The following is a 23,849-nucleotide window of genomic DNA, read 5'->3' as shown; positions in this document are numbered from 1 at the left end:
TCGGCTCCTTCCGGAAGGTGGTTCTGGTGGTGCGGGGGGTTCCGGTGGTCGTCCGGGACCCGTCGGTCGTGCGAGCTGTCGGTGTCGCGGTGGGCGCGTTCCACGGCCGCCTCGAACTCCTCCAGCGCGCTGCGCACGGCGTCCGCGTCCGCGGGCCGCGCCGCCTGCCGCGCCATTGCGGCGGAGGCGTCCACAGTGGTCCGCAGGGTGGCCCCGCGCACCCGCCGCCGCAGCGGCCGGGCCCCCTCGGCGGCGGCCGGACGCACGTCGCCGAGGGCGGCCGCGGGAACGGCCGGACCGGCGGGGTCGGGGGTACGGGCGTGGTCCTCTACGGGCACCCGGGCGCCACCCGGCCCGCCACCCGGATCCGGCGCCGGAGGCGGCCGCCGGGGCCGGTCCGCCGGCCGCCGCGGTCGCCGTCGTGGCCGCCCGCCCGTCGCGCGCCGACGCGGCCGTCGGGGCTGTCGTGTCCGTCGTGCGGCTGTCGTGTGCCGGCGCGGTGGCCGGGGCGGTCGTGCGGCTGTCGTGTGCCGGCGCGGTGGCCGGGTCCGTCGTACGGCCGTCGCGCGTCGACGCGGGCTCCCGGGAAGCCGTGTCTCCGTCCGCGGACGCGGAGGCCCAGGTCGTCGTCCGTCCGCCGGAGGCCGGGGTGCCGGTCGACGCGGCCGTGTCGGTGCCGGTTGCCGGGGCGGCCGCCCCGGCCGTCCGGCGGGGGAGGGCGGGGGCCCCCGGTTCCGGGGTCGCGCGCTCGGACGCCGTCGCCCTCGCCGGCTCCGTCGCCGGCTCGGGGTCCCGCTCGGCCCAGGAGGGCTGCTCGCGGCGCGGCACCCGGCGGGGGAGCGAGGTCGCGTCCTCCGCCGTGGGGGAGGCCGCGGCGGCGGGGGAGGGACCGGCGGCGGGCGCCGACGGGGCCGGGAGGGACTGGGCCGCGGCCGTGGGCGCACCGACCTCGCTGAGCGTCAGCAGCAGCGTCGCCGGGATGCGGACCTCGGCGGTCACACCGCCGCCCGGGGTGCGGGTGAGGGTGACGTCGACGTCCCAGCGGCGGGCCAGCGCGCCGACCACGAACAGACCGAGCACCTTCGTCGGCACCAGGTCGAGCCGCTCACGGCGCACCAGCCGGGCGTTCTCCTCCGCGAGCCGCTCGGCGCTCATCCCGAGGCCGTGGTCGGAGACGGTGATCGAGGCGCCGCCCCGGTCGGAGCCGACCCGCACCTCGACGGGGCTGCCCTCCGGCGAGAACGACACGGCGTTCTCCAGGAGTTCGGCGATCATCAGCGTGAGGTCACCGACCATGTCGGGCTCGACGACGGCCTCGCCGCGGGCGTGGAGCTGCACCCGCTGGTAGCCCTCGATCTGGCCGAGCGCGGCCCGCACCACGTTGGTCAGCTCGGTCGGACCGGAGTCGAGGACGGTCTCGCGGATGCCGGCCAGCAGCATCAGGCTGTCGGCGTTGCGGCGCAGGCGGACGGCGATGTGGTCGATGGAGTAGAGCCGCTCCAGCAGCGCCGGGTCGGTCTCGCCGCGCTCCACCCAGTCGATCAGGGCGAGCTGGCGGGTCGTCAGGTTGGAGACGCGGCGGCCGACGTTGCCGAACATCTCGGCGACGTTGCGCCGGCTGAGCACCTGGCGCTCCAGCAGCGCCGCCGCGGTCGTCTGCACGTTGTTGAAGGCCTCGGCCAGTTCACCGATCTCGTCGTCCGCCGTGACCGGCAGCTCGCGCAGGCGCGGTGAGCCGGTCTCCTCGGCGTCGTCGTCGGCGACCCGGGCGAGCTCTCGCCCGGCGATGTCGGCGACCTCCTGCGCGGCACCCGTCAGGGCCAGCACCGGGCGCACCACGGAACGCCGTACGAGGATGGAGAACGCGATCCACAGGGCGAAGCAGACCAGCGCGAGGTTGAGCAGCAGACCGGCCCGCCACTGGGCGCTGACGGAGGCGTCGTCGGCGCGGTCGGCGATCTGGTCGATCAGCGAGGTGGTGATCCTCAGCCGGGTCTGGGCCTGCGCGCTGTAGTCCGGGTACGAGCCGAGGGCCGCCCGGAACGCCTTGCGGATGTCCGCCTGGGACTCGGCCTGCAACGCGCTCGGGTCGACGGCCAGTTCGGCGAAGTGCTGGCTGATGGAGGCCTGCGCGGAGTTGTGCTCGACGCCGCCGAGCTCGTCGGCCTGGGCCGCGGAGGCGAACCGGGCGAAGCGGTCGGCCTGGTAGGTGTACAGCTCGTACGAGCCGACCGCGCCGGTGTACTCGATGAGCGCGTTGCTGTCGCCGGTGCGCGAGGAGAACACGCCGGTCTCGTAGGCGCCGTGGGCGGCGTCGGCGCGCAGCAGCGAGTCGAGCAGGTTGCCGGTGAAGGTGCTGGCCAGGCTGGTGTCGCGGTCCAGGCCCAGTCCGTCGATGACGGCGTCCGAGGCACCGGAGTAGGCCGGGTCGATGTTGTCGGCGGGCAGATAGCCCTGCTCGATCGTGGTCCGCAGACCCGCCAGGCCCTCGATCCCGCGCAGCGCCTGCGCCTCGCTGTCCGGCAGCCGGTCGCCGAAGGCGTCGACCACCTTGCGGACCTGGGTGTCCACGGCGAGCTGGGCCTTGCGGTAGGCGTTCGTGGAGGGCGTGCCGCCGTCGAAGGACGCCTGGTGCCGCACCGAGAGCAGGATCGCCTGCTGGTGCTCGTTCTGCAGGTCCGAGACGAGCCGGGCCACCTGGGTGCTGTCACGCACCAGCTGGGCGGCGTCCTCGGCCTGGTTGGACTCCTGCACCAGTTCGGTGAAGAGGTACGCCAGCATCAGGGCGATGACCCCGAGCGGGATGCCGACGAGCAGGTTCAGCTTGCGCTGGAAGGGCCACCGGTCGGCGAAGCTCCGCAGGCCCCGGCGCACGGACGACGGTGCCGAAGTCGCTGACCGGGCGGGCGCGTCCACCTCTTTCGTGGACACCGGGCCTCCTTCGAAGGGGTGTTGCGGGCGTGCCGGGCCACGCGGGTGGCCGAATGTGAGCAAGCGGTATCCGAGTGGTCCCCGCACACCGCCGTGGCCGCTGCCGACTCCGGCGACGATATCGCTTCTCTGATCGATCGAGCACGTCGCCCTACGTCAAGAATCCATTACGAAGAGCCCCCTAAACCTCCAGGAAGGGCTTTCAAAGACTACGCAACTGACCACGAAACGAAGTGAATCGGTAACAGAACCGCTCTTGACTGATGAAGAACGGGATGGATTGGATCAGGCCAGGCTCCATGCCTCGTCAGTTCCTCATCGCCCCCCAGAGCTCGGAACGGAACCGTGACTTCCAACGCCCACAGCAGCAGGTCCAGGTCCCTCAGGAACACCGGCGCGGCGGCCGTCGCGCTCGCCGCGGCGACGGTTCTGCTCGCAGGATGCGGCTCCTCCGACGACAAGTCCGACCCGCTCGCGGGGGACAAGGCGGACAACGGGACCGTCGTCGTCGGCTCCAACAACTTCGCCGAGAGCATCCTGATCGCCGACATCTACGGCGAGGCCCTCAAGGCCAAGGGCATCAAGGTGTCCTACAAGCCCAACATCGGCAGCCGCGAGACCACGTACGGCCTGCTCAAGAACGGTTCCATCACCGTCCTGCCGGAGTACAACGGCTCGCTGCTGGCCTACCTCGACGCGAAGGCCGAGCAGAAGTCGCTCGCGACCGTGAACGCCGCCGTCAAGGCCAAGCTCGACTCCAAGCTGACGCTGCTGGAGTCCTCGCCGGCCGAGGACAAGGACTCCGTCACGGTCAACAAGGCCACCGCGGACCAGTACAAGCTCACCTCCGAGTCCACCCTCGCCGACCTCAAGAGCGTCGCGCCCGACCTGGTCCTCGGCGGTTCGCCCGAGTTCCAGACCCGCCAGCAGGGCATGGTGGGCCTGGAGTCGGTGTACGGCCTGAAGTTCAAGTCCTTCAAGGCCCTCGACGCCGGCGGCCCGCTCACCCAGGCCGCGCTGAAGAAGAACACCGTGCAGGCCGCGGACATCTTCACCACCGACCCGACCATCACCAAGGAAGGGTTCGTCGTCCTCCAGGACCCCGAGAACCTCTTCGGCTTCGCGAACGTGACGCCCCTGGTCTACAAGAGCGGGCTGTCGGACGAGGGCGTGGACGCGCTCAACGCCGTCTCCGCCAAGCTGGACACCAAGACCCTGCTGGACCTGGACTCGCAGGTGCAGCTGGAGAGCAAGGACCCGCTCGACGTCGCGAAGGCCTGGCTGAAGTCCGTGGGCCTCGACTGACGTTCCTCGCCGCCTTCCGTCCTTGGCCACGCCGTCCGACCCCCCGCCGGTCGTCCTGACCGGCACCGGCCTCACCGTCGGCGAGCTCGTCGCGCTCGCCGACGGTGCGGCCGTGCCCGCGGTGGCCCCCGAGGCCCGCGAACGGGCCGTGCGTTCCTGGCTGGCCGCCCAGCGCCTCGCCGCCCAGGGACGGCTCTACGGCCGCGGCACCGGCGTCGGCGCGCACCGCTCGGTGGGCGTCGACGAGGGCGACGAGGGAGCCCACGGCCTCAGGCTGCTGCGCAGCCACGCGGGCGGCGGCGGAGCGCCGCTGCCCGCCCGTCAGGTCCGGGCGATGCTCGCCGTCCGCGCCAACCAGCTCCTCGCCGGCGGCTCCGGCATCCAGCCCGCCTTCGTCGACGCCCTCACCGAGGCGCTGCGCCTGGGCGTCCACCCGGAGGTCAACGAGTACGGCGGAATCGGCACCGGCGACCTCACGGCCCTCGCCCAGACGGGCCTGACCCTGATAGGTGAACGCCCCTGGTCAACGCCCGACGGCCCGGCGCCCCCGCCCACCACCCCGCCCCCGGGCGCCGCCCGGAACCCGCCTACCGCCGCGCACTCGGTCACCGGTCAGGGCCCGGCTGCGGTCGGGCAGTCGGGTGCGGCCCCGGATTCGGCTGCGGCCGTGCGCTCGGTCGCTGCCCGGGGTCCGGTTGCCGTCGGGCACCCGGGCGCCGCCCGGAACCCGGCTACCGCCGCGCACTCGGTCACCGGTCAGGGTCCGGTTGCCGTCGGGCACTCGGTCACCGGTCAGGGCCCGGCTGCGGTCGGGCAGTCGGGTGCGGCCCCGGATTCGGCTGCGGCCGTGCGCTCGGTCGCTGCCCGGGGTCCGGTTGCCGTCGGGCACCCGGGCGCCGCCCGGAACCCGGCTACCGCCGCGCACTCGGTCACCGGTCAGGGTCCGGTTGCCGTCGGGCGCTCGGTCACCGGTCAGGGCCCGGCTGCGGTCGGGCAGCCGGGCGGCGCCTGGGGGGTGGCCACCGCCCAGGCGCAGGGTGCTGTCCCTCAGCCGGGTCCCGCTCCGCTGCCGGGGGCCACGCAGCGGCCGGTCAGCGGCCCGCAGCCGGGCTCCACGCCGCCTCCGGGCGCCACCCGGGGGCCGGCCACCGCCCCGGATGCGGGCGCCACCCCGCAGGCGGCCGCCACGCGGCCGTCGGCCGTCGCCCCGGGTCCGGATGCCACCCGGTCGGCAGCCTCCGGTGGCGCGCAGTCGGGTGGTGTCGTGTTCGTGGTCGCCGGTGGTCGGCCCGAGGGCGGTGGCCCGGGTGACGTACCCGACGGGTCCCCGGACGGTGACCTGTTCGACTCGGCGGACGCCGCCTGGCGCGGACGGGGCACCGGTTCCGACGCCGGCATGGTCGGCTGGCCCGACACCTCCTGGCGGGACCTCGGTCCGGACCCGCGGCTCGGACCCGCCTCCGTGCCGCCCCAGGCGGGAGCGGCCACCGCGCCCGCCGCCGTTCCCGCCCCCGTCGTCCTGCAGCCCGGTGACGCGCTCGCCCTGCTGAGCAGCAACGCGCTCGCGCTGGGGCAGGCCGCGCTGGCCCAGTACGGGCTCGACGTGCTGCTGCGGGCGACCCATGCCGTGGCCGCGCTCTCGCTGGCGGCGGTGGGCGGTTCGGCGGAGGCCTACGCGGCCGCCGTGCACGCGCTCCGACCGTACGAGGGCGCGGCGCGGGCCGCCGGGGAGGTGCGGCGGCTGCTCGGGATCGGGGACGACGGCGCGGGGATGTCCGGTCGGCGGATCCAGGACCCCTTCGGGTTCCGGGCCTTCCCGCAGGCGCACGGCTGCGCCCTGGACGCCTGCGCACGGCTGCGCGCGGTCGTCGAGGTCGAGGTCAACTGTCCGTCCGAGAACCCGCTCGTGGCCGCCGACGGCCCCACCGCCCACCACCACGGCGGTTTCTTCGCCGCGCCCCTGGGCCTCGCCCTGGACGCGGCGGACCTCGCCCTGCTCCAGACGGCCCAGCTCTCCGTGGCCCGGCTGTCCGCGCTCGGCGACCCGGACCTCACCGGACTGCCCGCCTTCCTCGCCGCCGGACCCGCGAGCAGCTCGGGCACGATGATCCTGGAGTACACCGCCAACTCCGCGCTCGCGGAACTGCGTGCGTGCGCGGCGCCCGCCTCGGCCGGGCACGCCGTCCTCTCGCACGGACTGGAGGAGGCCGCCAGCTTCGCGGGCCAGGCCGCCCGGCAGACCCTCCGGGCGACCGAGGCCTACGGCACCGTACTCGCCTGCGAACTCGTCACCGCCGTACGCGCGTTGCGGATGCGGCCGGTGCCGCCGCCGGTCCCCGCCTTCACCCTGGCGACGGCCGCCCTGCCCCTCGGCACGGAGGACCGCCCGCTGACCGCGGACCTGGCCGCGGCAGCCGAACTGCTGCCGCGACTGGCGCGGTTGTGACGCGGCACGACCACCGCCCGTGGCTCAGTAGCCCACCTGGAAGGTCGCGTCCTGCTGGTCGGTCGCCGTCGAGATCGGGTCGATGCGCAGGACGTAGTTCGCGTGCCGGATGTAACGGGTGGGGTTGTTGTACGAGCGGAACGACGACCACGTCGAGTCCGCGAGTCCCGCCGTGCGGTAGAAGGTCGCGTCACCCGCGAACGTCGACGTGCCGTCGTTGACGTCCAGTTGGAGCGCGTAATTGTAGTGCCGGAGGTAGCGGGTCGGGTAGTTGACCGACCGGAAGGAGACGCCCGAGCTGTCCGCGAGGCCCGGGACCATCGTCCACAGCGAGTCCTTGTACGGCTCGACGGGGTACTCGTCGATGCGGCCGACGTAGTTGGAGTGCCGCACGTAACGCGCCGGGAAGTTGTAGGACTTCAGGCGGTTCCAGGCGGGTGCGCCCCAGTGGGAGAGCAGGGCGTTGTACTGGGCCGTGGTGATCGTCGAGATGCCGCAGTGCTTGGAGTTGACCGGCTGGGTGTAGGTCTTCTGGTCCAGTGCGGTCCAGGTGCCCGCCGACAGGTCGCCGGACTGCCAGGCGTAGAAGACGCCGTTGGGGGTGTAGGTGTCGCCCCAGAGCCACCAGGTGCCGGAGGAGAGCGACTTGACCAGGGTCGGCGCCTCGGTGCCGCCGTGCGCGACGCCGGTGGAGAACTCGGTGAAGCTGCCCGGGTCCAGTGTGGTGGACCGCGCGCCGACCAGTGTCTGGTTCTTCTTGAAGTAGAGGTAGTTGACCCCGTTCACCCCCACCGCCATGTCGCCGTCGATCACGTCGTAGCCCGGGTCGAAGAAGACCTGCGGCGCCGAGGCCGTGACGAAGTCGCTGGTGTAGTTCACCATGATCACGTTGTGGCCGCTGCTGTTGACCGCGGAGTAGATCAGCCCGTACTGCCCCCGGCTCGCGTCCCAGAACGCCTCGGGCGCCCAGCTGTGGGTGTTCATGTCGTGCAGCTTGAGCCGGTGGTAGCCGGTGAAGGTGCGCAGGTCGGTGGAGTTCCACACGTGCACGTACTGACTGACGTAGTTCCAGTCGGTGCCCTTGAGGTCGGTGGCGAGCACCACGAAGGTGCCGTCCTGCTTCTTCAGGATGAACGGGTCGCGCAGCCCGAGCGCGCCCTCGGTCGGGGTGACCACCGGGTTGTTCTGGTTCAGGGGCGTCCAGCGCAGCGCGTCCGTGCTGACGGCCAGGTGCAGGCCGTAGTCGGTGCCGTCGCCGAGGTTGGTCGACTCGGTGAAGTAGCACATCACGTACGCCGAGTCGGCCGCGTGCGCCGCCGGGGTGCCGAGCGTGAGGGCGAGGGGCACGGAGGCCGCCGCGCCGAGGAAGAGGCGGCGGGAGGGGTTGGGGGTCATGTGCTCTCCACGGGGGTGCGGACGCCTTGAGGTGAGACAGCCTCAGGTCGATATATCGAACGAGGTTCGGTGAGCCGGTCAGACCGTAGGGGCTGGAGGGGAACAGGTCAATCGCTGGGACAGGCTTAATGGATTTCCGCCGCGGAAATCCGGTGATCGCGCCGTGTGTCCCCGGCTACCCTCGGCGGCCGTGAACAGAAGACGGCGCAAGAAACTCACCAAGTCCCTTGCGGCAGCGGTCCTGTGCGGTGAGGGCGCGCGTGTCGACCGGCTGCTGAAGGCGGGTGCCGACCCCGCGGCGCCCGACGCCGACGGTACGACTCCCTTGTACACGGCCTGTGTCGACGGCTCGGCCGGTATCGCCCGCAGCCTGCTGGTGGCCGGTGCGCCGCCCGACGCCGAGAGCGCCGGAGCCGGCGCCGAGGGAACTCCCTTGTGCGCGGCGGCCTGTTGGGGCCACACCGACACCGTACGCGTGCTGCTGGCCCATGGTGCCGACCCCACGCTCCGCGAGGACCACGGCACCGGCTGGACGCCGCTGCGCTGGGCACTGAGGGGCCCGCACCCGGAGACGGCCGACCTACTGCGGACCGCCATCGCCCACCGGGAAGCCGAAGGCCCGGCCGAAGGCCGGACTGAGGGCGGTCAGTGAGTCGGGCCCGAGCCCAGGGTGACATCGGCGATCACCCGGTCGATCAGGGCGATCAGTACGTCCCGGCACGACTCCCGCTCCCGCGCGTCGCACAGGAGCACCGGGACGTCCTCCGGCAGCGCCAGGGACGCCCTGATCTCCTCCGCCGGATAGGGATGCTCCCCGTGGAAGCCGTTCACCGCGACCACGAAGGGGATGCGCCGGCGCTCGAAGAAGTCGATCGCCGCGAAACTCGACTCCGGCCGGCGCACGTCGATCAGGACCACCGCCCCGAGCGCCCCGACGGCCAGGTCGTTCCACATGAACCAGAACCGCTGCTGACCGGGGGTGCCGAACAGATACAGCACCAGGTCGTCGCCGATGGTGATGCGTCCGAAGTCGAGGGCCACGGTGGTGGACCGTTTCTGCTCGATGCCCTTCAGGTCGTCGACCTCCAGACCGGCGACGGTCAGGGGCTCCTCCGTGCGCAGCGGGGCGATCTCGCTGACCGACCCGACCATGGTGGTCTTGCCGACGCCGAAGCCGCCGGCAATGAGGATCTTCACCGTGTCGGGCGCCGCGACCGTGCCCGCGGTGGGCTCAGATCCGGCCAAGGCCGTCCCTCACTTTCTGCAGCAGGTCCAGATCCGCGGCGCCGGAGACGGAACGGGGCGGCCGGGCCGTGATCAGGCCCGCCTCCAGCAGATCGCAGAGCATGATGACGACCACGCTCACCGGCAGGTCGAGGTGGGCCGCGAGCTCAGCCACCGCCACCGGACGGGCGCTCAGCCGCAGGATCCGGGCGTGTTCCGGCTGCGGCCGCGCGGCCCGCTCGGGCGGCGGGTCCACCGCCGTCACCGTCGTGATGAGCGTGAAGTCGGCTCGGCTCGGCCGGGTCCGCCCACCGGTGAGGGTGAACGGCCTGACGAGCCGGCCCGCTTCGTCGCCTTGGCTCACCTCACCCGCCGTTGCCGCGGACGGCGGGACCGATACCGGTCCGCGGTGCCGCGCTCAGGTGCTCGCCGATCTTCTTCACCAGCATGTTCATCTGGTACGCGACCACACCGACGTCCGCGTGCGAGCCGGCCAGCACCACCAGGTGGGCGCCCGGGCCCGCCGAGGTGAGGATCAGGTAGCTGTTGGCCATCTCGATGAGCGCCTGGCGCACCGGGCCGCCGCGGAAGTCCATGCTGACGCCCTTGCTCAGGCTCATCAGACCCGAGGCGGTTGCCGCGAGCCGCTCGGCGTCCTCCCGCAGGAACCCGGTCGACTTGCTGACCACCAGCCCGTCCTCGGAGAGTACGACGGCCTGGTTCACATCGGCCACCCGGTCCACGAGGCCGGTCAGCAACTGGTCGAGCTGGGTGTTCGTGGCGGGGATGGAGTGTGTCATCGCGGTGTCCTTCATGAGCGGTCGGCGGGCGGGGTCGGGGTCTGGGTGGCGCCTGCGGCGGTGACCGCCGGACCGGGCGGGGGTACGGCGCTGTCGGCATCGGCGTCCTCGTGGTCACGGGCCTGGAGTGTGCCGCGCTGGAACCCGGCGAGGGAGGCGGCCGCGCGCTCGGCGGTGAAGTCGTCGGGGAAGCCGTCCTCCTCGCAGGGCGGCGCCTCCTCCCGCAACTCGGCGGCGAGGCTGGTCTGCGGAACGCGCTGCGGCAACGGCCTGAGCCCGGCCGCCCGCGCCCCGGCACCGGCGGTCGCGAGCCCGGGGGCGGCCGCGGGTGCGGCCGGGGACGCCGGCGTGCGGGTCGTGTTCCTCGGGCCGCCCGTCGGCGCGGAGGCCTCCTGGATGGCGGCGGCCTTGTCGCGTCGCGGCAGCGGTGCGGGGCGCTCGCCGTGGGGTCGGGTGTGCTCGGGGTCCGGCCCGGGCGTGGGCGGCGGCTCGTCGGCACCGGCCCGCCGCACGGCCGTACCGGTCCCGACAGGTACCTCGTCCGTCCCGTCGGCCGGGACCGGAGCCTCCCCGTCCGGGAACCTCCGCAGGGCCTCGGAGAGCCTGCGGATCGTGTCGAGCGGCTCGGCGGCGACCGGCTCGGGGTCGGCCGGCTCGGCGGCGGCCGGGAGGAGCGGGGCGGTGGTCTCGCGGACCACGATGTCGTGCGGGACCAGGACGATCGCCGTGACACCGCCGTACGGCGAGGGGCGCAGGGTCACCGCGATACCGTGCCGGGTGGCCAGCCGGGCGATCACGAACATGCCGAGCCGCAGGTCGTCGGCGAGCGCCACCACGTCGAACTGCGGGGGGACAGCCAACTGCGCGTTGAAGGACTCGTAGTCCTCCTCGGACAGGCCGAGACCGCGGTCCTCGACCTCGATCGCCAGCCCCTTGGCCACCATCGAGGCCCGCACCCCCACCGGACTCGGCGGAGGGGAGTACGAGGTCGCGTTGTCGATCAGCTCGGCCAGCAGATGGATCACGTCGGCCACCGCGGGCGGCGCGATGTAGAGGTCCTCCTCGGTGTGCACCTCCACCCGCTGGTACTCGGCCACCTCACCGACCGCGCTGCGCAGGATGTCGATCAGCGCCACCGGCTCCGACCAGCTGCGCCCGGGCCGGCCCCCGCTGATGATGACGAGGTTCTCCTCGTACCGCCGCAACTGGCTTGCCGTGGAGTCGAGTTCGTACAGCCCCTTCAGCACCTCCGGGTCCTGGTGGGTGCGCTCCAGCGCGTCGAGCTTGCTGAGCTGGAGGTTGACCAGGTTCTGGCTCTGCCGGGCGATACCGAGGATGACCTTCTGGAAACCCCGCCGGGTGTCGGCGAGTTCGACCGCGGTGTGCACGGCGGTGCGCTGCGCCGCGTTGAACGCCGTTGCCACCTGGCCGAGTTCGTCGCCGCCGTAGTCCAGCGGCGGGGTCGCCGATTCCACGTCGACAGTCTCCCCCCGGTCCAGCCGCGCCACCACGTCGGGGAGCCGTTCCTGCGCCAGACTGAGTGTCGCCATCCGCAGACCGCGCAGCCGACGGGACAACGACCGGGTGATCCGCCAGGACATCCCGACGCACAGCAGCAGGGCGACGAGACCGCCGGCGCTCAGCGAGGCGGCCTTGATGAGCAGTCCGCGCGCGTCGTCCGCGCTGTTCCGGAGCAGCGAGGCGGTCTGCCGCTCGATGAGCGTCGCGTACTGGTCGGAGACCTCGATGAGCGCCGCCCGCCACTGCTTCTGCATGTTCGGCAGGACGATGAGGCCCTTCTTGTCCCGCTCGGCCCCGGCCGCGAGCACCTTGTCCTCGATGGACTGCAGGACCTGCCACTGGTAGCTCGTGAGGATCTTCTCGGTCTCGGTCTTCGCGGTCCCGGTGACGGAGGGGACGATCTGGTCCTCCACCAGCCAGCGCCGGGTGTTCACCAACTGCACGAACTGCGCCCAGGTCTTCTGGTCCATCCGTCCCCCGGGACCGGCCAGGGTCAGCCGGAGATCCTCCTCCGACACCAGCTCCGCCGCGTGCTCCAGGGCGACGAGCGGGCCGGCCTGCGAGGTGAGGTCGCCGTCGTCGACCTGCGACAGCGCCTGGAAGGCGTGGATCTGGACGTCGATGATCGAGGTGTACTGGTCCAGGGCCTGCGCGGCGGTGATGCCCGTGGGGTGGTCCACCTGGCCCCGGTAGTACTCCAGGCTGCTCACCGAGGCGACGACCGAGTACAGCTGGTCCTTGACCCGTTCCGGCGCCTGCTGGATGTCGTCGGCGCGGGAGACCAGCTTCGCGACCGCCGTGTCCGTCCTCCTGCGCTGGGCGTCCAGCGCGGTGCGGGCGGCGTCGCCGCCCGAGGCCAGCCACACGGCCGACAGACTGCGCTCCTGCTGGAGCCCGAGGGTCGCCTCGGTGCCCATCGCGCCGGTGGAGCGGCTCAGTTCGGTCTGCGCGCGCAGCCGCAGCCCCTCCGAGAACATCTGGATCGTCGTCACACCCCACATGGCGGCGAGGGTGACGCTGGGCACCAGCGCCAGGAGTATCAGGGAGAGACGTATGGAGCCGAGACGCCGGCGCCGGGCACCTGTCCGTGGAGACATGGTCGTCCTAGGGTGATCAGCGGGGAGCGGATGCGGGGGTGGGTGGGGGGACCGGCGTCAACCGCCGGCTCAGCGCGTACCGTCGGCGGCGAACCGCGCCACGTCGGAGACATTGGTCCTGGTGACGAAGGCCGGCCCCGTCAGGACGGGGGACACGCCGCCTCCGCTGATGTTGCCGTTCGTCCGGTACAGCCACAGTGCGTCCACGGCCAGATAGCCCTGGAGATACGGCTGTTGGTCCACGGCGAACTGCACACCGCCGTCGCGGACCGCCCCGACCAGGTCCTTGTTGAGGTCGAAGGTGGCGACCTTCGCCTTGCTGCCGGCCTTCTTCGCGGCGTCGACCGAGGCGAGCGCGAACTGGGCGCCGTTGGCGATCACTTCGTCGATGCCGGGATCCTGCCGGAGCCGCGCCGTCACGGCGGCGGACACCGCGTCCATGTCGGTGCCGTCGACGTAGAGCATCTCGGTCTCGCCGCCGAACGTCTTCTTCACACCGGCGCAGCGGGCCTCCAGGGAGATGTTGCCGCGCTCGTGGATGACGCACAGGGCGTGCTTGACGCCGAGGCCGTCGAGCTTGTCACCGACCGCGCGGCCCGCGACGCTCTCGTCCTGGCCGAAGTACTCCAGCAGTCCCGTCGACTGCCAGGCGTCCATACCGGAGTTGAGGCCGACGACGGGTATCCCGGCCGCCTTCGCCTCGGCCACCGGGCTCTTCATCGCCTGCGGCTTGGCCAGCGTCACCGCGATGCCGTCCACCTCGTCGTGGACCGCGTCCCGCACCAGTTCGGCCTGCCCGGCCCCGTCGGCGTCGCTCGCGTAGCGCAGCTCGACGTTGTCCTTGGCGGCCGCGGCCTGCGCGCCCTTGCGCACCAGCTCCCAGAAGGCGTCGCCCTCGGCGCCGTGGGTGACCAGCGCGACCTTCATCCGGGCGCCCGAGCCGCTCGATCCGTCCGGGCCGGAGGAGCCGTCGCCGGAGCAGCCGGCGAGGAACAGCGCGCAGGTGACCGCGAGGACGGTCAGGCGCACCGAACCGGTGGGGCCGGTGGGTCTTGGGGGTGGTGAGGCGGGGAGGGGACTGTTCATGGGGGGCTGCACCTCGCTGTGCGGCAGAGCATGAGGACGGGGCGTGCGCCGCCGAGACGCTATCGCTGGCTCGGAGCCAACCGTGTGTGACCGCTGGTAGTCAAGTAAACAACCACTTGGGGTGAGGTGCTGCTGCCGCATCGTGATGTGGGACGGGACCGGAGGGGGCGAAAGGGAGCATAGCCGCAGGTGGATTGAATGATCGTCAAGATTGCGGAGCGCTCCGCGTCACCGCGGGTCAGGGACCGCCCGCCTCCGCCCCGCACCGCCCGCCTCCGCCCCGCACCGCGCGACGTCCCGGACGATACCGGGGCCGGCACCGTGGAGGCGTGCGGGCCGGGCCCGCGTGGGGCCGCCCCCTACACTGAACCGGTTCACGCCCAGCCGAGGAGGTCGACCACCGTGGCGTTCGAGGATCCGGCGGCCGAGGTGCTCGCGCACGCGGCCGAGACCTTCGGGCTGCTCGCCTCCCCCGCCCGGCTGCACCTCGTGTGGGCGCTGGCCCACGGTGACAGCGACGTGACCGGGCTCGCCGAACGGGTCGGCGGCGCGCTGCCGGCCGTCAGCCAGCACCTGACCAAGCTCAAGCTGGCCGGCCTCGTCCGCTCCCGGCGCGAGGGCCGCCGCCAGGTCTACTTCGTCGACGACCCGGACGTCGTGGACGTCGTCCGCCTGGCCATGGACCGCCTCGCCGGCCGGAGGGACGCCTCCCACCGGTCCCACCACGCCGCCGGGGCCGCGCGCCCGGCCGCCCGTCTCCATGGTCTCTGAGGCACCCGCCGACGGTACCCACCTCCAGGTGCTGCGCCGCCTGGAGAGCGGGCCGCGCGGGCTGACCGAGGCCGAGGCCGCCGCCCGGCTCGCCGCCGGCGGTGACAACACCCCGCCCGCGGCCCGCCCCGTGTCCTGGCCCCGGCTGCTGCTGCGCGGCACCCGGGACCCCTTCACCGCCGTCCTCCTCGTCCTCGGCCTCGTCTCCGCGCTCGTCGCGTCCTGGGGCACCGCCGCCGTGATCCTCGCGCTCGTCGCGGTCGGCGTGGCGCTCCGCGCGAGCGGTGAGCACCGCGCCGACCGGTCCCTTGCCGGGCTGCGCGCACTGGTCGCCGGCACGGCCACCGTGCTGCGCCGGCCGGCCGACGGGGAGCCGCCCCGCACGCGTGAGGTGCCGGTCGCCGACCTCGTGCCGGGCGATGTGATCCGGCTCGGTCCGGGCGACCTCGTCCCGGCGGACGTACGACTGCTGCGCGCCCGTGGCCTCACCGTGCACCAGTCCGCGCTGACCGGCGAGTCCGCGCCGGTCGCGAAGTCGGCCGCGCAGAACCCGGACGCCTCCGACGAGTCCCACCTCTGCTTCCAGGGCGCCGGCGTCGCCTCCGGCAGCGCCACCGCCGTGGTCCTCGCCACCGGGGCGCGCACCCGGATCGGCGCCGCGCTCGACCGGCCCGGCCCGCGGGGGCCGAGCGCCTTCGACCGCTCCGTGCACGGCATCTCCTGGGCGCTGATCCGCTTCATGCTGCTCACCCCGCCGCTGGTGCTGATGGCGAACGCCGCCCTGCGCGGCCGGGGCCTGGAGACCCTGCCCTTCGCGGTCGCGGTGGCCGTCGGCCTCACGCCCGAGATGCTCCCGGTGATCGTCACCACCTGTCTGGCCCGGGGCGCGGCCCTGCTGGCCCGTACCCACGGCGTGATCGTCAAACGGCTGCCCGCCCTGCACGACCTCGGCGCGATCGACGTCCTCTGTGTCGACAAGACGGGCACCCTCACCCAGGACCGCCCCGTCGTCGACCGCTCCCTCGGCCCGGACGGCCACGACGACCCCGGCGCCCTGCACTGGGCCGCCGTCAACGCCTGGTGGTCCCTCCAACTCGCCGAACTCCCCGAGCCGGACACCCTCGACGAGGCGCTCCTGGAGGCGACCGCGCATCCGGCGGCGGGCGGCCCCGAGGCGTACGACGGAGTGGACGCCGTCCCCCACGACCCCGTCCGGCGCCTGGCCACCGTCGTGCTGCGCGGCCCGCGCCCCGGCACCCACACGCTGGTCGTCAAGGGCGCGGTGGAGGACGTCCTGGACCGGTGCTCCCTGGCGGAGGGGGAGCGGGACCGGCTGACCGCGCTCGCCCGCCGCGAGGCGGACGGCGGTCTGCGCCTGCTCGCCGTCGCCACCGCGCAGCGCCCCGCGCGCACCCGCCCCTACACCCCCGCCGACGAACGCGGCCTCACCTTCCGCGGCCTGGTCGCCTTCCGCGACACCGTCGCCCCGGAGGCCGCCGAGACCCTGCGCGGCCTGCTCGACCGGGGCGTCACGGTCCGCGTGCTGACCGGCGACCACCCGGGCACGGCCACCCGCGTCTGCCGCGAGCTGGGGTGGGAGCCGGACCGGGTGGTCGTCGGGGCGGACCCCGGCCCCGGCCCGGGACCGGCCGCCGCGAGCCGTGTCGTGCACGCCCGGTGCACCCCCGCCGACAAGGCGCGCGTCGTCGAGGACCTGCGGGCGGCCGGGCACACCGTGGGGTTCCTCGGGGACGGGGTCAACGACGCCCCCGCCCTGCGCGCCGCCGACGTCGGGATCGCGCCGCGCTCGGCCTGTGCCGTCGCCCGGGAGTGCGCCGACGTCGTCCTCGGCGAGAAGGACCTCGCGGCCGTCGGCCACGCCGTCACCGCGGGCCGGCACAGCAGTGGGAACATCGCCTCGTATCTGCGCGTCACCCTCTCCTCCAACCTCGGCAACGTCCTCGCGATGCTCACGGCGGGCCTGCTGCTGCCGTTCCTGCCGATGCTCCCGGCGCAGGTCCTCGTGCAGAACCTGTGCTTCGACGCCGCCCAGCTCGCCTTCGCGTACGACCGTCCCGGCCCCGCCGCGCTGCGCCGACCCGCCGGGCTGCGGCCCCGCTCCTTCCTGCGCTTCCTCACCGGGTTCGGCGCGCTCAACGCGGTCGCCGACCTCGCGACCTTCGGGGTGCTCGCCGTCGCCCTGCACGGCCCGGACGCCGTCGACGACGAGGCCGTCTTCCACTCCGCCTGGTTCACCGAGAACCTGCTCACCCAGGCCCTGGTGATGGTGCTGCTGCGTACCGGACGCGGCGGCGCGGGGACGGGCCCCGTCGGCCGGGCCGCCGCCCTGCTCGGCGCCGTCGGACTGCTGCTGCCGCCGAGCCCGCTGGGCGCCCGGCTCGGGATGACCGCGCTGCCGCCGGCGTACTACCTGCTGCTCACCGTAGTCCTCGGCCTGTACGCACCGGCCCTGCGCCGGGGCGCCCGGGGGGCTCGGGGGGCTCGGTGAGAGCGAGCTTCGGGTTGTACAGTTGCGCAACATAGCAACCATTGCTGACGGAGAGGTCTCGAGCATGCTGCGCAATGGACTGGAGCCCTGGCACCTGCTGGTCGTGGCGGTCGTCGTCGTCCTGGTGTTCGGCTCGAAGAAGCTCCCGGACACGGCGCGCGCGCTCGGCAGGTCGATGCGCATCCTCAAGAGCGAGGCCAAGGCGATGAAGGAGGACGGCGCCCAGGGCGGCACCGTCTCCGAGGCGGCGGCCCCGGGCACGGCCGCTCCGGCCGACCCGTCCGCCGGCGTGCGCTGACCGCCGTGCGCTGACCGCCGTGCGCTGAGAGAAGACAAAGAGAAGACAAGGAGAACCGGCGGGGCCGGGACCGTCCTGCTGTCGCAGGTCGCATCCCGGCCCCGCCGGTGTGGTCGAACGACTGCCTCAGGCGGGCTCGCCCGGCAGTGCGGACGGCTGGAGCGCCTCGGCGGCCATCCGGGCCGCCTTGCGCCGCTTGCGGCGGCTGACCCGCGGCTCCTGGTCGGGCAGCCAGCCGAACGTCATGCAACTGCCCACGACGCCCAGCAGCAGGCCGACGAAGAAGCCGCCCAGGTTGGACGTGACCCAGGTGGCCAGCGAGAGCAGGACCGCGATCACGGAGTAGAACAGCCGCTGCGTCGGGTTGAAGACGATCAGCAGGCCGCAGACGAGCATCAGGGTCGGCAGGAGGTAACCCGCCAGGCCCTGCATACCGATGTGCAGGATGACCGGAAGCGGCGCCTTCATGGTCACCAGGATCTCGGCTCCGCCGAGCGTGAGCAGCGTCCCGCCCAGGAAGGGCCGACGCCCCCGCCAGGCACGGAAGGTGCTGCGCCACCCGCTCGCGCCGCTCACTGCGGGCAACCCCCGGTTCCGAACCGCATGTGCAGGTCGGGCAGCTTGAAGACGCCGGCGGTGGCCGCGTAGTTGTGCTGGTACAGGTTCTTGATGAGGACGGTGTCGGCCTGCTGGCCGTAGACGCCCTCGGGACCCTTCACGCCGCCCTTGTTGAAGGTGCTGGCGTCGCCGCCGATCTCGATCCCGTGGAACTCGGCGTCACCCTTGATGACGTCGGAGTCGATGGCCAGGTTCTCCACGTGCACCGGCGTGCGTCCGCCGCCGGCGGTGAGGATGAGCTGGATGCCGCCGAGGTCGACGCTCTGGCACATCTTGGTGATGTCGCCGTCCTTCACGACCGAGGTGACGACCAGGACCTGGCCGCCGGTGTCGCCCTGGTTGGGGCTGTTCTCGATCATGCTGTCCAGCGCACCGAACTGCTCGAATCCCTTTCCGTCGAGCTTGTCGCCGGTGACCACGAACGGCATGCCGGAGATGGCGAACTGCACTCCGAGGGCGCCCTCGGCGGTCAGGATCGCGAGACCGGCGGCGACCGCGGCGGCCGGCACCGCCATGACTGCGGCCCGGCGCGGCCGGACCCGGCCGCGTCTGCCGGAGGAACCGTTTTCCGGGTTCCCGGGGGTGGTGTCGTCGGACGACGTGACGTCCGGGGACGAGGCCATGTCTGCTCCCATGCGCTTGAAGTGGTGCGGGTTGGGCTTCAGTGGCGCGTTGTCCTGGCGCGGACAGCGGCTGCCGCGCACGCCTCCTCGCAACTCCCGGAAGCCGTAAGGGCTTTCACGTTACGCAGCAGTAGCCAACGAGGAAGTTACCGATGGTTACACCAAGGGGTCAAGGGAGATGTGGAAAAAGAGTGTTCATCATGTGCCACCTGTGGATCAAGTCCGAAGCGTGTTCCCTGCATATATCTGTCGGACCATCAACTTGCTTTCAACGTATTGACGTTGACGGAACAGCAGGTCTACAACTCTCCCTGGCCCAGCCCGTATCCGCGGCTCGGCCCGGATCCGTGGCGCCGGATCCGTCGCGCGGCGACCACCGCGCTCCCGGACCTTCCGTTCCCCGTGGGCGGATCCACCCGAGTCCGATCCCTCACCCGGCACCGGTACGGCCGCTTCCCCCCGCGGGCCGCGTCCGGTCGCCCCTCCCCGCCCGGCCCGGCCGGAACCACCGTCCAGTGGCTCCGACCGGTCACCGGCCGGCTGCCGTTGCCGGTCCGTCGCGTACGGAGAAGGCGTCACGGGCCGGCAACGGCGGACGCCGAGTCGCGTCCCCCCACGTTGCGAACGGCACCCACGATTCAACCAACTCCCCCGAAGCACGACCCAGTTCAGAGAGAGGCACCCGCCAATGCGCATCCGCTCCCTTCTCGCCGTCGCCGGTACCGCCGTCGCGCTCACCCTCCCGGCCGTCACCCCGGCCTCCGCGGCCGGCGCGGTCCTGACCACCGCCAACGGCGATGTCGCGGTCGGCGACGTCCTCAACGCGTCCCTGGCCAGCGGCACCGCCGCCACGCTGTACAACAGCGCGACCGGCACCAGCGGCATCTCCTGTGCCGCGTCCACCTTCACGGCCCAGGTCACCGACAACCCGGCCGCCCCGGGCACCGCCACCGAGTCGCTCACCGGCCAGACGTTCGGCAGCTGCACCTCGAACGTCCTCGGTGTCCTCGGCGTCACCAGCATCACCGTGAACAACCTGCCCTACACCACCACCGTCTCCTCGGCCGGTGCCGTCACGGTGACCCCGCCGAGCGGTTCCACCGTCCAGACCACGGTCGTCCTGCGCACCCTGCTGGGCACCGTCTCCTGCGTCTACCAGGCGCCCGGCCTGAACGGCACCGCGAGCAACACCGACAACAGCATCAACTTCAGCAACCAGGCGTTCACCCGGACCTCCGGCTCGACGCTGTGCCCCTCCGCCGGCTACTTCACCGCCAAGTACGCCCCGGTGACCGACGGAACCAACGCGGTCGTCGTCAACTGATCCTCGTAACAGAGGACTTCAGCGCCTGCGCAGACGCAGCGCCAGGGCGACGCCACCGGTGAGCACCAGCACGGCGGTGGCGCCGCCCGCCAGCAGCGGCGCGGACGGACCCGAACCTGCCCCGGTGGCGGACGCCACCGGGGTGCTCACGGGTGCGTCCGCGCCCGCTGGTGCGGGCGCGGCGGCGGCCGGGCCGGAGGAGGAGGCGGCCGCCGTGGACGCCGAGGCGGACGGGGAGCCGGCCGGTGCGGTCGGCGAAGCTGTCGCCGACGCCTTCGTCTCCCGCTGCTTCCCGTCCCCGGCGGCCGAATCGGAGCCGTCCGAGGTGTCGGACGCCGCCGAGAACACCACGTCGGAGCACGAGTAGTACGTGTCGGGCGTGCTGCTGTTCTGCCAGATCGTGTACAGCACCTGACGCCCCGTCCGGTCGGCGGGTAGCTTCGCGCTGAACCGGTAGGCCCCCTGGCTCAGCGTCGGGTCCTTGATCTCGGCGAACGGGCGCTCCGGAAGGTCGTCCCAGGTGAGCGGTTTCGTGGGGTCGTACCCCTGCTTCGTCAGATAGAGCCGGAAGGTCCCGGTGTGCGGGATCGTCGAGGCGTACGTCATCCGCAGCGTCCCGCCCGGCGTCAGCCGGGTCGTCGGCCAGTCGGCGCGCGCGAGGTCCAGCCCCTTGTAGGCGGAGAGCCCGCCGCTGCACAGCCTGCCGTCCGGAATCGTCTGCCGGTCACGGCCGTTGACGTTCGCCACCCGGAGGTTGTCCCACGCGGCGAACGACGTCCCGTTGGCGGCGATCGCCGCCTTGCAGGCCGCGCTGGACGTCTGCGTGCCCTCCGGGGAGCAGCCGTAGACCCGGCTGGACGGCTGGGTGGGCGCGCCGTGGGCCAGGGCCGGGCCGGCGGCCCACAGGGTCAGCAGCAGGGGACTCAGGGCGGCCGCCGTCAGGGCGGCGCTGCGGTGTGCGGTCATCCGGGGCATCGGGGACGTCTCCTCGGCCGGCGCGGGAACGGTCTGTTCCCAGTACGGCCGGCCGGTCCCGTGCGTTCAGCCCGCGCCCCTGCGACCCGTGCGAATCGGGGCATTCGCCATTGGGACCCCGTCGTCAAGGGTGGGTTTCCGGCCGGATCGAGGGTTTCCCCCGTATCCGGATGACCATTCCTTTGCCTATCGTTCCTGCACAGCTGAACCACAGGTAACCCCTGGCGGAAGCAGCTTCCCGCGCCTGGCCGGCCATCGCGTTCCACCCCCCTCCGCTTCGACGCCGAAGCGATCGACCGTTGCTCCGCGCTGCCCCGCCCGGAGCCGGCCACGAAAGGCACGCCCTTGCGCACCTCACCCGCTCTGCGGCGGAAGCTGATATCCGCCGCCGCCCTCTCCGCGGCCCTGCTCACCGCCGCCTCCACCGCCTCCGCGGTCGCGGCCCAGGACTCCTCCTCCACGGCCGCCGCGGCCTCCGCCGTACCCGTCGCGCAGACCGAGGCCGCCCCCGGCACGACCGCCGAGCGTCTCATCGTCGGCTACAAGTCCGGTGCCAGCGAGGCCACGTCGAACGCGGCCGCCGAGGCCGACGCAGCCGCCAAGGGCGCGCAGGCCGGCGAGGACGTCGACTTCCGGCGCCGGCTGGGCACCGGCGCGGCCCTGGTCGACCTGGGCGAGGACGTCACCCGGGCGGACGTCGCCGACGTCGTCGCGCGGTACCAGGCGGACCCGCAGGTCGCCTATGTCGTCCCGGACCGTCTCAACACGCCCAAGGCCGACCCGAACGACACCGAGTACGCCAAGCAGTGGGACCTCTACGAGACCACCGCCGGTATGAACGTCCCCGGTGCCTGGGCCACTTCGACCGGCAGCGGGGTCACCGTCGCCGTCATCGACACCGGTTACGTCGCGCACAGCGACCTCGCCGCGAACATCGTCGGCGGCTACGACTTCATCGCCGACACCGCAGTCTCGGTGGACGGCGACGGCCGCGACAGCAACCCGGCCGACCCGGGGGACTGGTACAACGCGAACGACTGCGGCTCGGGCATCCCGGCCTCCACCTCCTCATGGCACGGCACCCATGTGGCCGGCACCATCGCCGCCGTCACGAACAACAACAAGGGTGTCGCGGGCATCGCCTACGGCGCGAAGATCTCCCCGGTCCGCGTCCTCGGCAAGTGCGGCGGCTACGACTTCGACATCATCGACGCCATCACCTGGGCGTCCGGCGGCACCGTCTCCGGCGTGCCCGCCAACACCAACGTCGCCAAGGTCATCAACATGAGCCTGGGCGGCGACGGCGCCTGCACCTCCGCCACCCAGAGCGCGATCACCGCGGCCGTGAACCGCGGCACCACCGTCGTCGTGGCGGCCGGCAACGACAACGACAACGTCGCGAACCACTCGCCGGGCAACTGCGCCAACGTCATCTCGGTCGCCGCCACCAACCGGTCCGGCGCGAAGGCGTCCTACTCCAACTACGGCTCCCTGGTGGACATCTCCGCCCCCGGCGGCCAGACCAGCACGGGCACCGCCAACGGCATCCTGTCCACGCTGAACTCCGGCAGCAAGACGCCGTCGACCGAGTCGTACGCCTACTACCAGGGCACCAGCATGGCCACCCCGCACATCGCGGGCCTGGTCGCGCTGGTGAAGTCGGCGAACCCCGCGCTGACCCCGGCGCAGATCGAGACCGCGATCAAGAACAACGCCCGTGCGCTGCCCGGCGCCTGCTCCGGCGGCTGCGGCGCGGGTCTGGCCGACGCGGCGAAGACGGTGGCCGCGGTGAGCGGCACCGGCGGCGGCTCGACCGGCGGCACCACGTTCTCCAGCAGCACCGCGGTCGCCATCCCGGACAACGGCGCGGCGATCACCTCCTCCATCGCGGTCAGCGGACTGAGCGGCAACGCGCCCTCGACCCTGAAGGTCGGCGTCGACATCACCCACACCTTCCGCGGCGACCTCGTCGTCGACCTGGTGGCCCCGGACGGTTCGACGTACCGTCTGAAGGCCTCCAGCTCCTCGGACTCCGCCGACAACGTGAACACCACCTACACGGTCGACGCCTCCAGCGAGGCGGCGAACGGCACCTGGAAGCTGAAGGTCCAGGACGTGGCCGCGCAGGACACGGGCACCCTCAACGGCTGGAAGCTGACCTTCTGAGCCGACCGCGGGGCGGACCCGCGTGACCTGAGACGGGCGGGCCGGCCGGTGTCCATGGACACCGGCCGGCCCGCCGCACTGTTGTACCCGCCGTCAGGAGGCCGCCCGCTCCTCCAGTGAGGCCAGCACCCGCTCCCCGCGGTCGGCCCGGGTGTCCAGGCGCGGCAGCACCCCCGAGACGGCGATGCTCGGCAGGATGTGCGCCCACATCACCGACAGCCGGTCGGCGAGGTCCGCGCGGCCGGTCAGCGCCCGCGACATCAGCTGGATGCCGGTGAAGGAGCCCACCAGCAGCTCCACGGTCTCCCGGGGCTTCACCGTCGGCAGCAACTCACCGCGCTCACGAGCCAGTTCGAACAGGTCGGTCAATCGCTCGGCCCACTGCCGGAACGGCTCGCCGTGATCGATCCCGGACGGCGTCTCCATGTCCACCGCCAGCCGCACACTGCCCCGCAACAGCGCGTTGGTCAGCAGTCGTTGACCCACCACGAAGGTCATGTCGACGATCTCCTGGAGCTTGCAGGCCTGCTGCGGCACCGCGCCGAACGGCACCTGCTCGTTCAGGACCGCGTGGGCGAGTGACTCCTTCGACGGGAAGTGGAAGTACAGGGCACCCTTGGTGACTTCGGCGCGCTCCAGGACCATGGAGATGGTGGTGGACATGTAGCCGTGCTCGTCGAAGACCGCTCCGGCCGCCTCCACGATCGCCCTGCGCGTCCGGATGGCGCGCTCCTGTTTCGCCATAAGAGCCCCTTCACGG

18 protein-coding genes and 1 pseudogene are annotated in these 23,849 nt (G+C 72.7%); 8 read left to right on the top strand and 11 right to left on the bottom strand.

Annotated features, from left to right (window positions below; genetic code table 11):
* Positions 1-1,029: 1,029 nt before the first annotated feature.
* Positions 1,030-2,781, bottom strand: a pseudogene (locus tag U5640_RS08220) (ATP-binding protein); the annotation flags it as partial.
* A 495-nt stretch (positions 2,782-3,276) separates the two neighbouring features.
* Between U5640_RS08220 and U5640_RS08215 the strand changes: the two are divergent.
* Together U5640_RS08215 and U5640_RS08210 are read left to right on the top strand one after the other, a co-directional pair.
* Complete coding sequence (locus U5640_RS08215) at positions 3,277-4,236, top strand: ABC transporter substrate-binding protein (protein WP_340375127.1); 960 nt, start codon at positions 3,277-3,279, stop codon at positions 4,234-4,236.
* A 22-nt stretch (positions 4,237-4,258) separates the two neighbouring features.
* Positions 4,259-6,682 (top strand): aromatic amino acid lyase, encoded by a 2,424-nt coding sequence (locus tag U5640_RS08210; RefSeq protein ID WP_340375126.1) that lies wholly within the window; start codon positions 4,259-4,261, stop codon positions 6,680-6,682.
* Between the two features lie 24 nt (positions 6,683-6,706).
* Here the strand turns inward: U5640_RS08210 and U5640_RS08205 are convergent, their stop codons facing one another.
* Positions 6,707-8,077, bottom strand: a complete 1,371-nt coding sequence (locus U5640_RS08205; RefSeq protein ID WP_340375125.1) for a glycoside hydrolase family 43 protein — start codon at positions 8,075-8,077, stop codon at positions 6,707-6,709.
* Between the two features lie 190 nt (positions 8,078-8,267).
* On the opposite strand from U5640_RS08205, the gene U5640_RS08200 reads away from it, so the two are divergent.
* Entirely contained in the window at positions 8,268-8,729 is a 462-nt protein-coding gene (locus U5640_RS08200; protein ID WP_340375124.1) for an ankyrin repeat domain-containing protein, read from the top strand.
* On the opposite strand, the gene U5640_RS08195 is transcribed toward U5640_RS08200, so the two are convergent.
* From U5640_RS08195 to U5640_RS08175, 5 genes are all read right to left on the bottom strand, one after another.
* Positions 8,723-9,322, bottom strand: coding sequence for an ATP/GTP-binding protein (locus U5640_RS08195; RefSeq protein WP_340375123.1), 600 nt, complete (start codon positions 9,320-9,322; stop codon positions 8,723-8,725). The genes U5640_RS08200 and U5640_RS08195 overlap by 7 nt on opposite strands.
* Entirely contained in the window at positions 9,309-9,665 is a 357-nt protein-coding gene (locus U5640_RS08190) for a DUF742 domain-containing protein (RefSeq protein ID WP_055638740.1), read from the bottom strand. The genes U5640_RS08195 and U5640_RS08190 overlap by 14 nt, the downstream gene beginning before the upstream one ends.
* Before the next feature lies 1 nt (position 9,666).
* Entirely contained in the window at positions 9,667-10,101 is a 435-nt protein-coding gene (locus U5640_RS08185) for a roadblock/LC7 domain-containing protein (protein WP_055638744.1), read from the bottom strand.
* A gap of 11 nt (positions 10,102-10,112) precedes the next feature.
* Positions 10,113-12,719, bottom strand: coding sequence for a nitrate- and nitrite sensing domain-containing protein (locus U5640_RS08180; RefSeq protein WP_340375122.1), 2,607 nt, complete (start codon positions 12,717-12,719; stop codon positions 10,113-10,115).
* 69 nt (positions 12,720-12,788) lie between these two features.
* On the bottom strand, positions 12,789-13,805 hold the full coding sequence (locus U5640_RS08175) for a substrate-binding domain-containing protein (protein WP_340375121.1): 1,017 nt from the start codon (positions 13,803-13,805) through the stop codon (positions 12,789-12,791).
* A 402-nt stretch (positions 13,806-14,207) separates the two neighbouring features.
* Here U5640_RS08175 and U5640_RS08170 point away from each other — a divergent pair, with 402 nt between their 5' ends.
* The 3 genes from U5640_RS08170 (at position 14,208) to tatA (ending at position 17,383) form a co-directional block, all read left to right on the top strand.
* Positions 14,208-14,576: a metalloregulator ArsR/SmtB family transcription factor gene (locus U5640_RS08170; protein ID WP_340375120.1), complete on the top strand. Its 369-nt coding sequence runs from the start codon at positions 14,208-14,210 to the stop codon at positions 14,574-14,576.
* A complete protein-coding gene (mgtA, locus tag U5640_RS08165) occupies positions 14,566-17,085 on the top strand; it encodes a magnesium-translocating P-type ATPase (RefSeq protein ID WP_340375119.1) in 2,520 nt (839 codons plus the stop codon). The genes U5640_RS08170 and mgtA overlap by 11 nt, the downstream gene beginning before the upstream one ends.
* A 64-nt stretch (positions 17,086-17,149) precedes the next feature.
* Entirely contained in the window at positions 17,150-17,383 is a 234-nt protein-coding gene (gene tatA, locus U5640_RS08160; RefSeq protein WP_340375118.1) for a Sec-independent protein translocase subunit TatA, read from the top strand.
* 126 nt (positions 17,384-17,509) lie between these two features.
* Here tatA and U5640_RS08155 read toward each other — a convergent pair whose 3' ends face one another.
* A complete protein-coding gene (locus tag U5640_RS08155; RefSeq protein WP_340375117.1) occupies positions 17,510-17,959 on the bottom strand; it encodes a DUF6114 domain-containing protein in 450 nt (149 codons plus the stop codon).
* The gene (locus U5640_RS08150; protein WP_340385003.1) at positions 17,956-18,624 is read right to left on the bottom strand and encodes a DUF6230 family protein; all 669 of its coding nucleotides are present in this window, start codon (positions 18,622-18,624) and stop codon (positions 17,956-17,958) included. The genes U5640_RS08155 and U5640_RS08150 overlap by 4 nt, the downstream gene beginning before the upstream one ends.
* Positions 18,625-19,312: 688 nt before the next feature.
* Between U5640_RS08150 and U5640_RS08145 the strand changes: the two genes are divergently transcribed.
* Positions 19,313-19,948 (top strand): Tat pathway signal sequence domain protein, encoded by a 636-nt coding sequence (locus U5640_RS08145; RefSeq protein ID WP_340375116.1) that lies wholly within the window; start codon positions 19,313-19,315, stop codon positions 19,946-19,948.
* Positions 19,949-19,966: 18 nt separating this feature from the next.
* On the opposite strand, the gene U5640_RS08140 is transcribed toward U5640_RS08145, so the two are convergent.
* Positions 19,967-20,923 (bottom strand): lytic polysaccharide monooxygenase, encoded by a 957-nt coding sequence (locus U5640_RS08140; protein ID WP_340375115.1) that lies wholly within the window; start codon positions 20,921-20,923, stop codon positions 19,967-19,969.
* A gap of 345 nt (positions 20,924-21,268) precedes the next feature.
* On the opposite strand from U5640_RS08140, the gene U5640_RS08135 reads away from it, so the two are divergent.
* Positions 21,269-23,089, top strand: a complete 1,821-nt coding sequence (locus tag U5640_RS08135) for a S8 family serine peptidase (protein WP_340375114.1) — start codon at positions 21,269-21,271, stop codon at positions 23,087-23,089.
* A 93-nt stretch (positions 23,090-23,182) separates the two neighbouring features.
* Here U5640_RS08135 and U5640_RS08130 read toward each other — a convergent pair whose 3' ends face one another.
* The gene (locus U5640_RS08130; protein ID WP_340375113.1) at positions 23,183-23,833 is read right to left on the bottom strand and encodes a ScbR family autoregulator-binding transcription factor; all 651 of its coding nucleotides are present in this window, start codon (positions 23,831-23,833) and stop codon (positions 23,183-23,185) included.
* Positions 23,834-23,849: the final 16 nt, after the last annotated feature.

Origin of the sequence: Streptomyces sp. SS7 (genome assembly GCF_037993025.1) — a bacterium.
Taxonomy (GTDB): domain Bacteria; phylum Actinomycetota; class Actinomycetes; order Streptomycetales; family Streptomycetaceae; genus Streptomyces.
The sequence above is the reverse complement of the archived record's forward strand: the minus strand, read 5'-3'. Positions and strand labels throughout refer to the sequence as shown.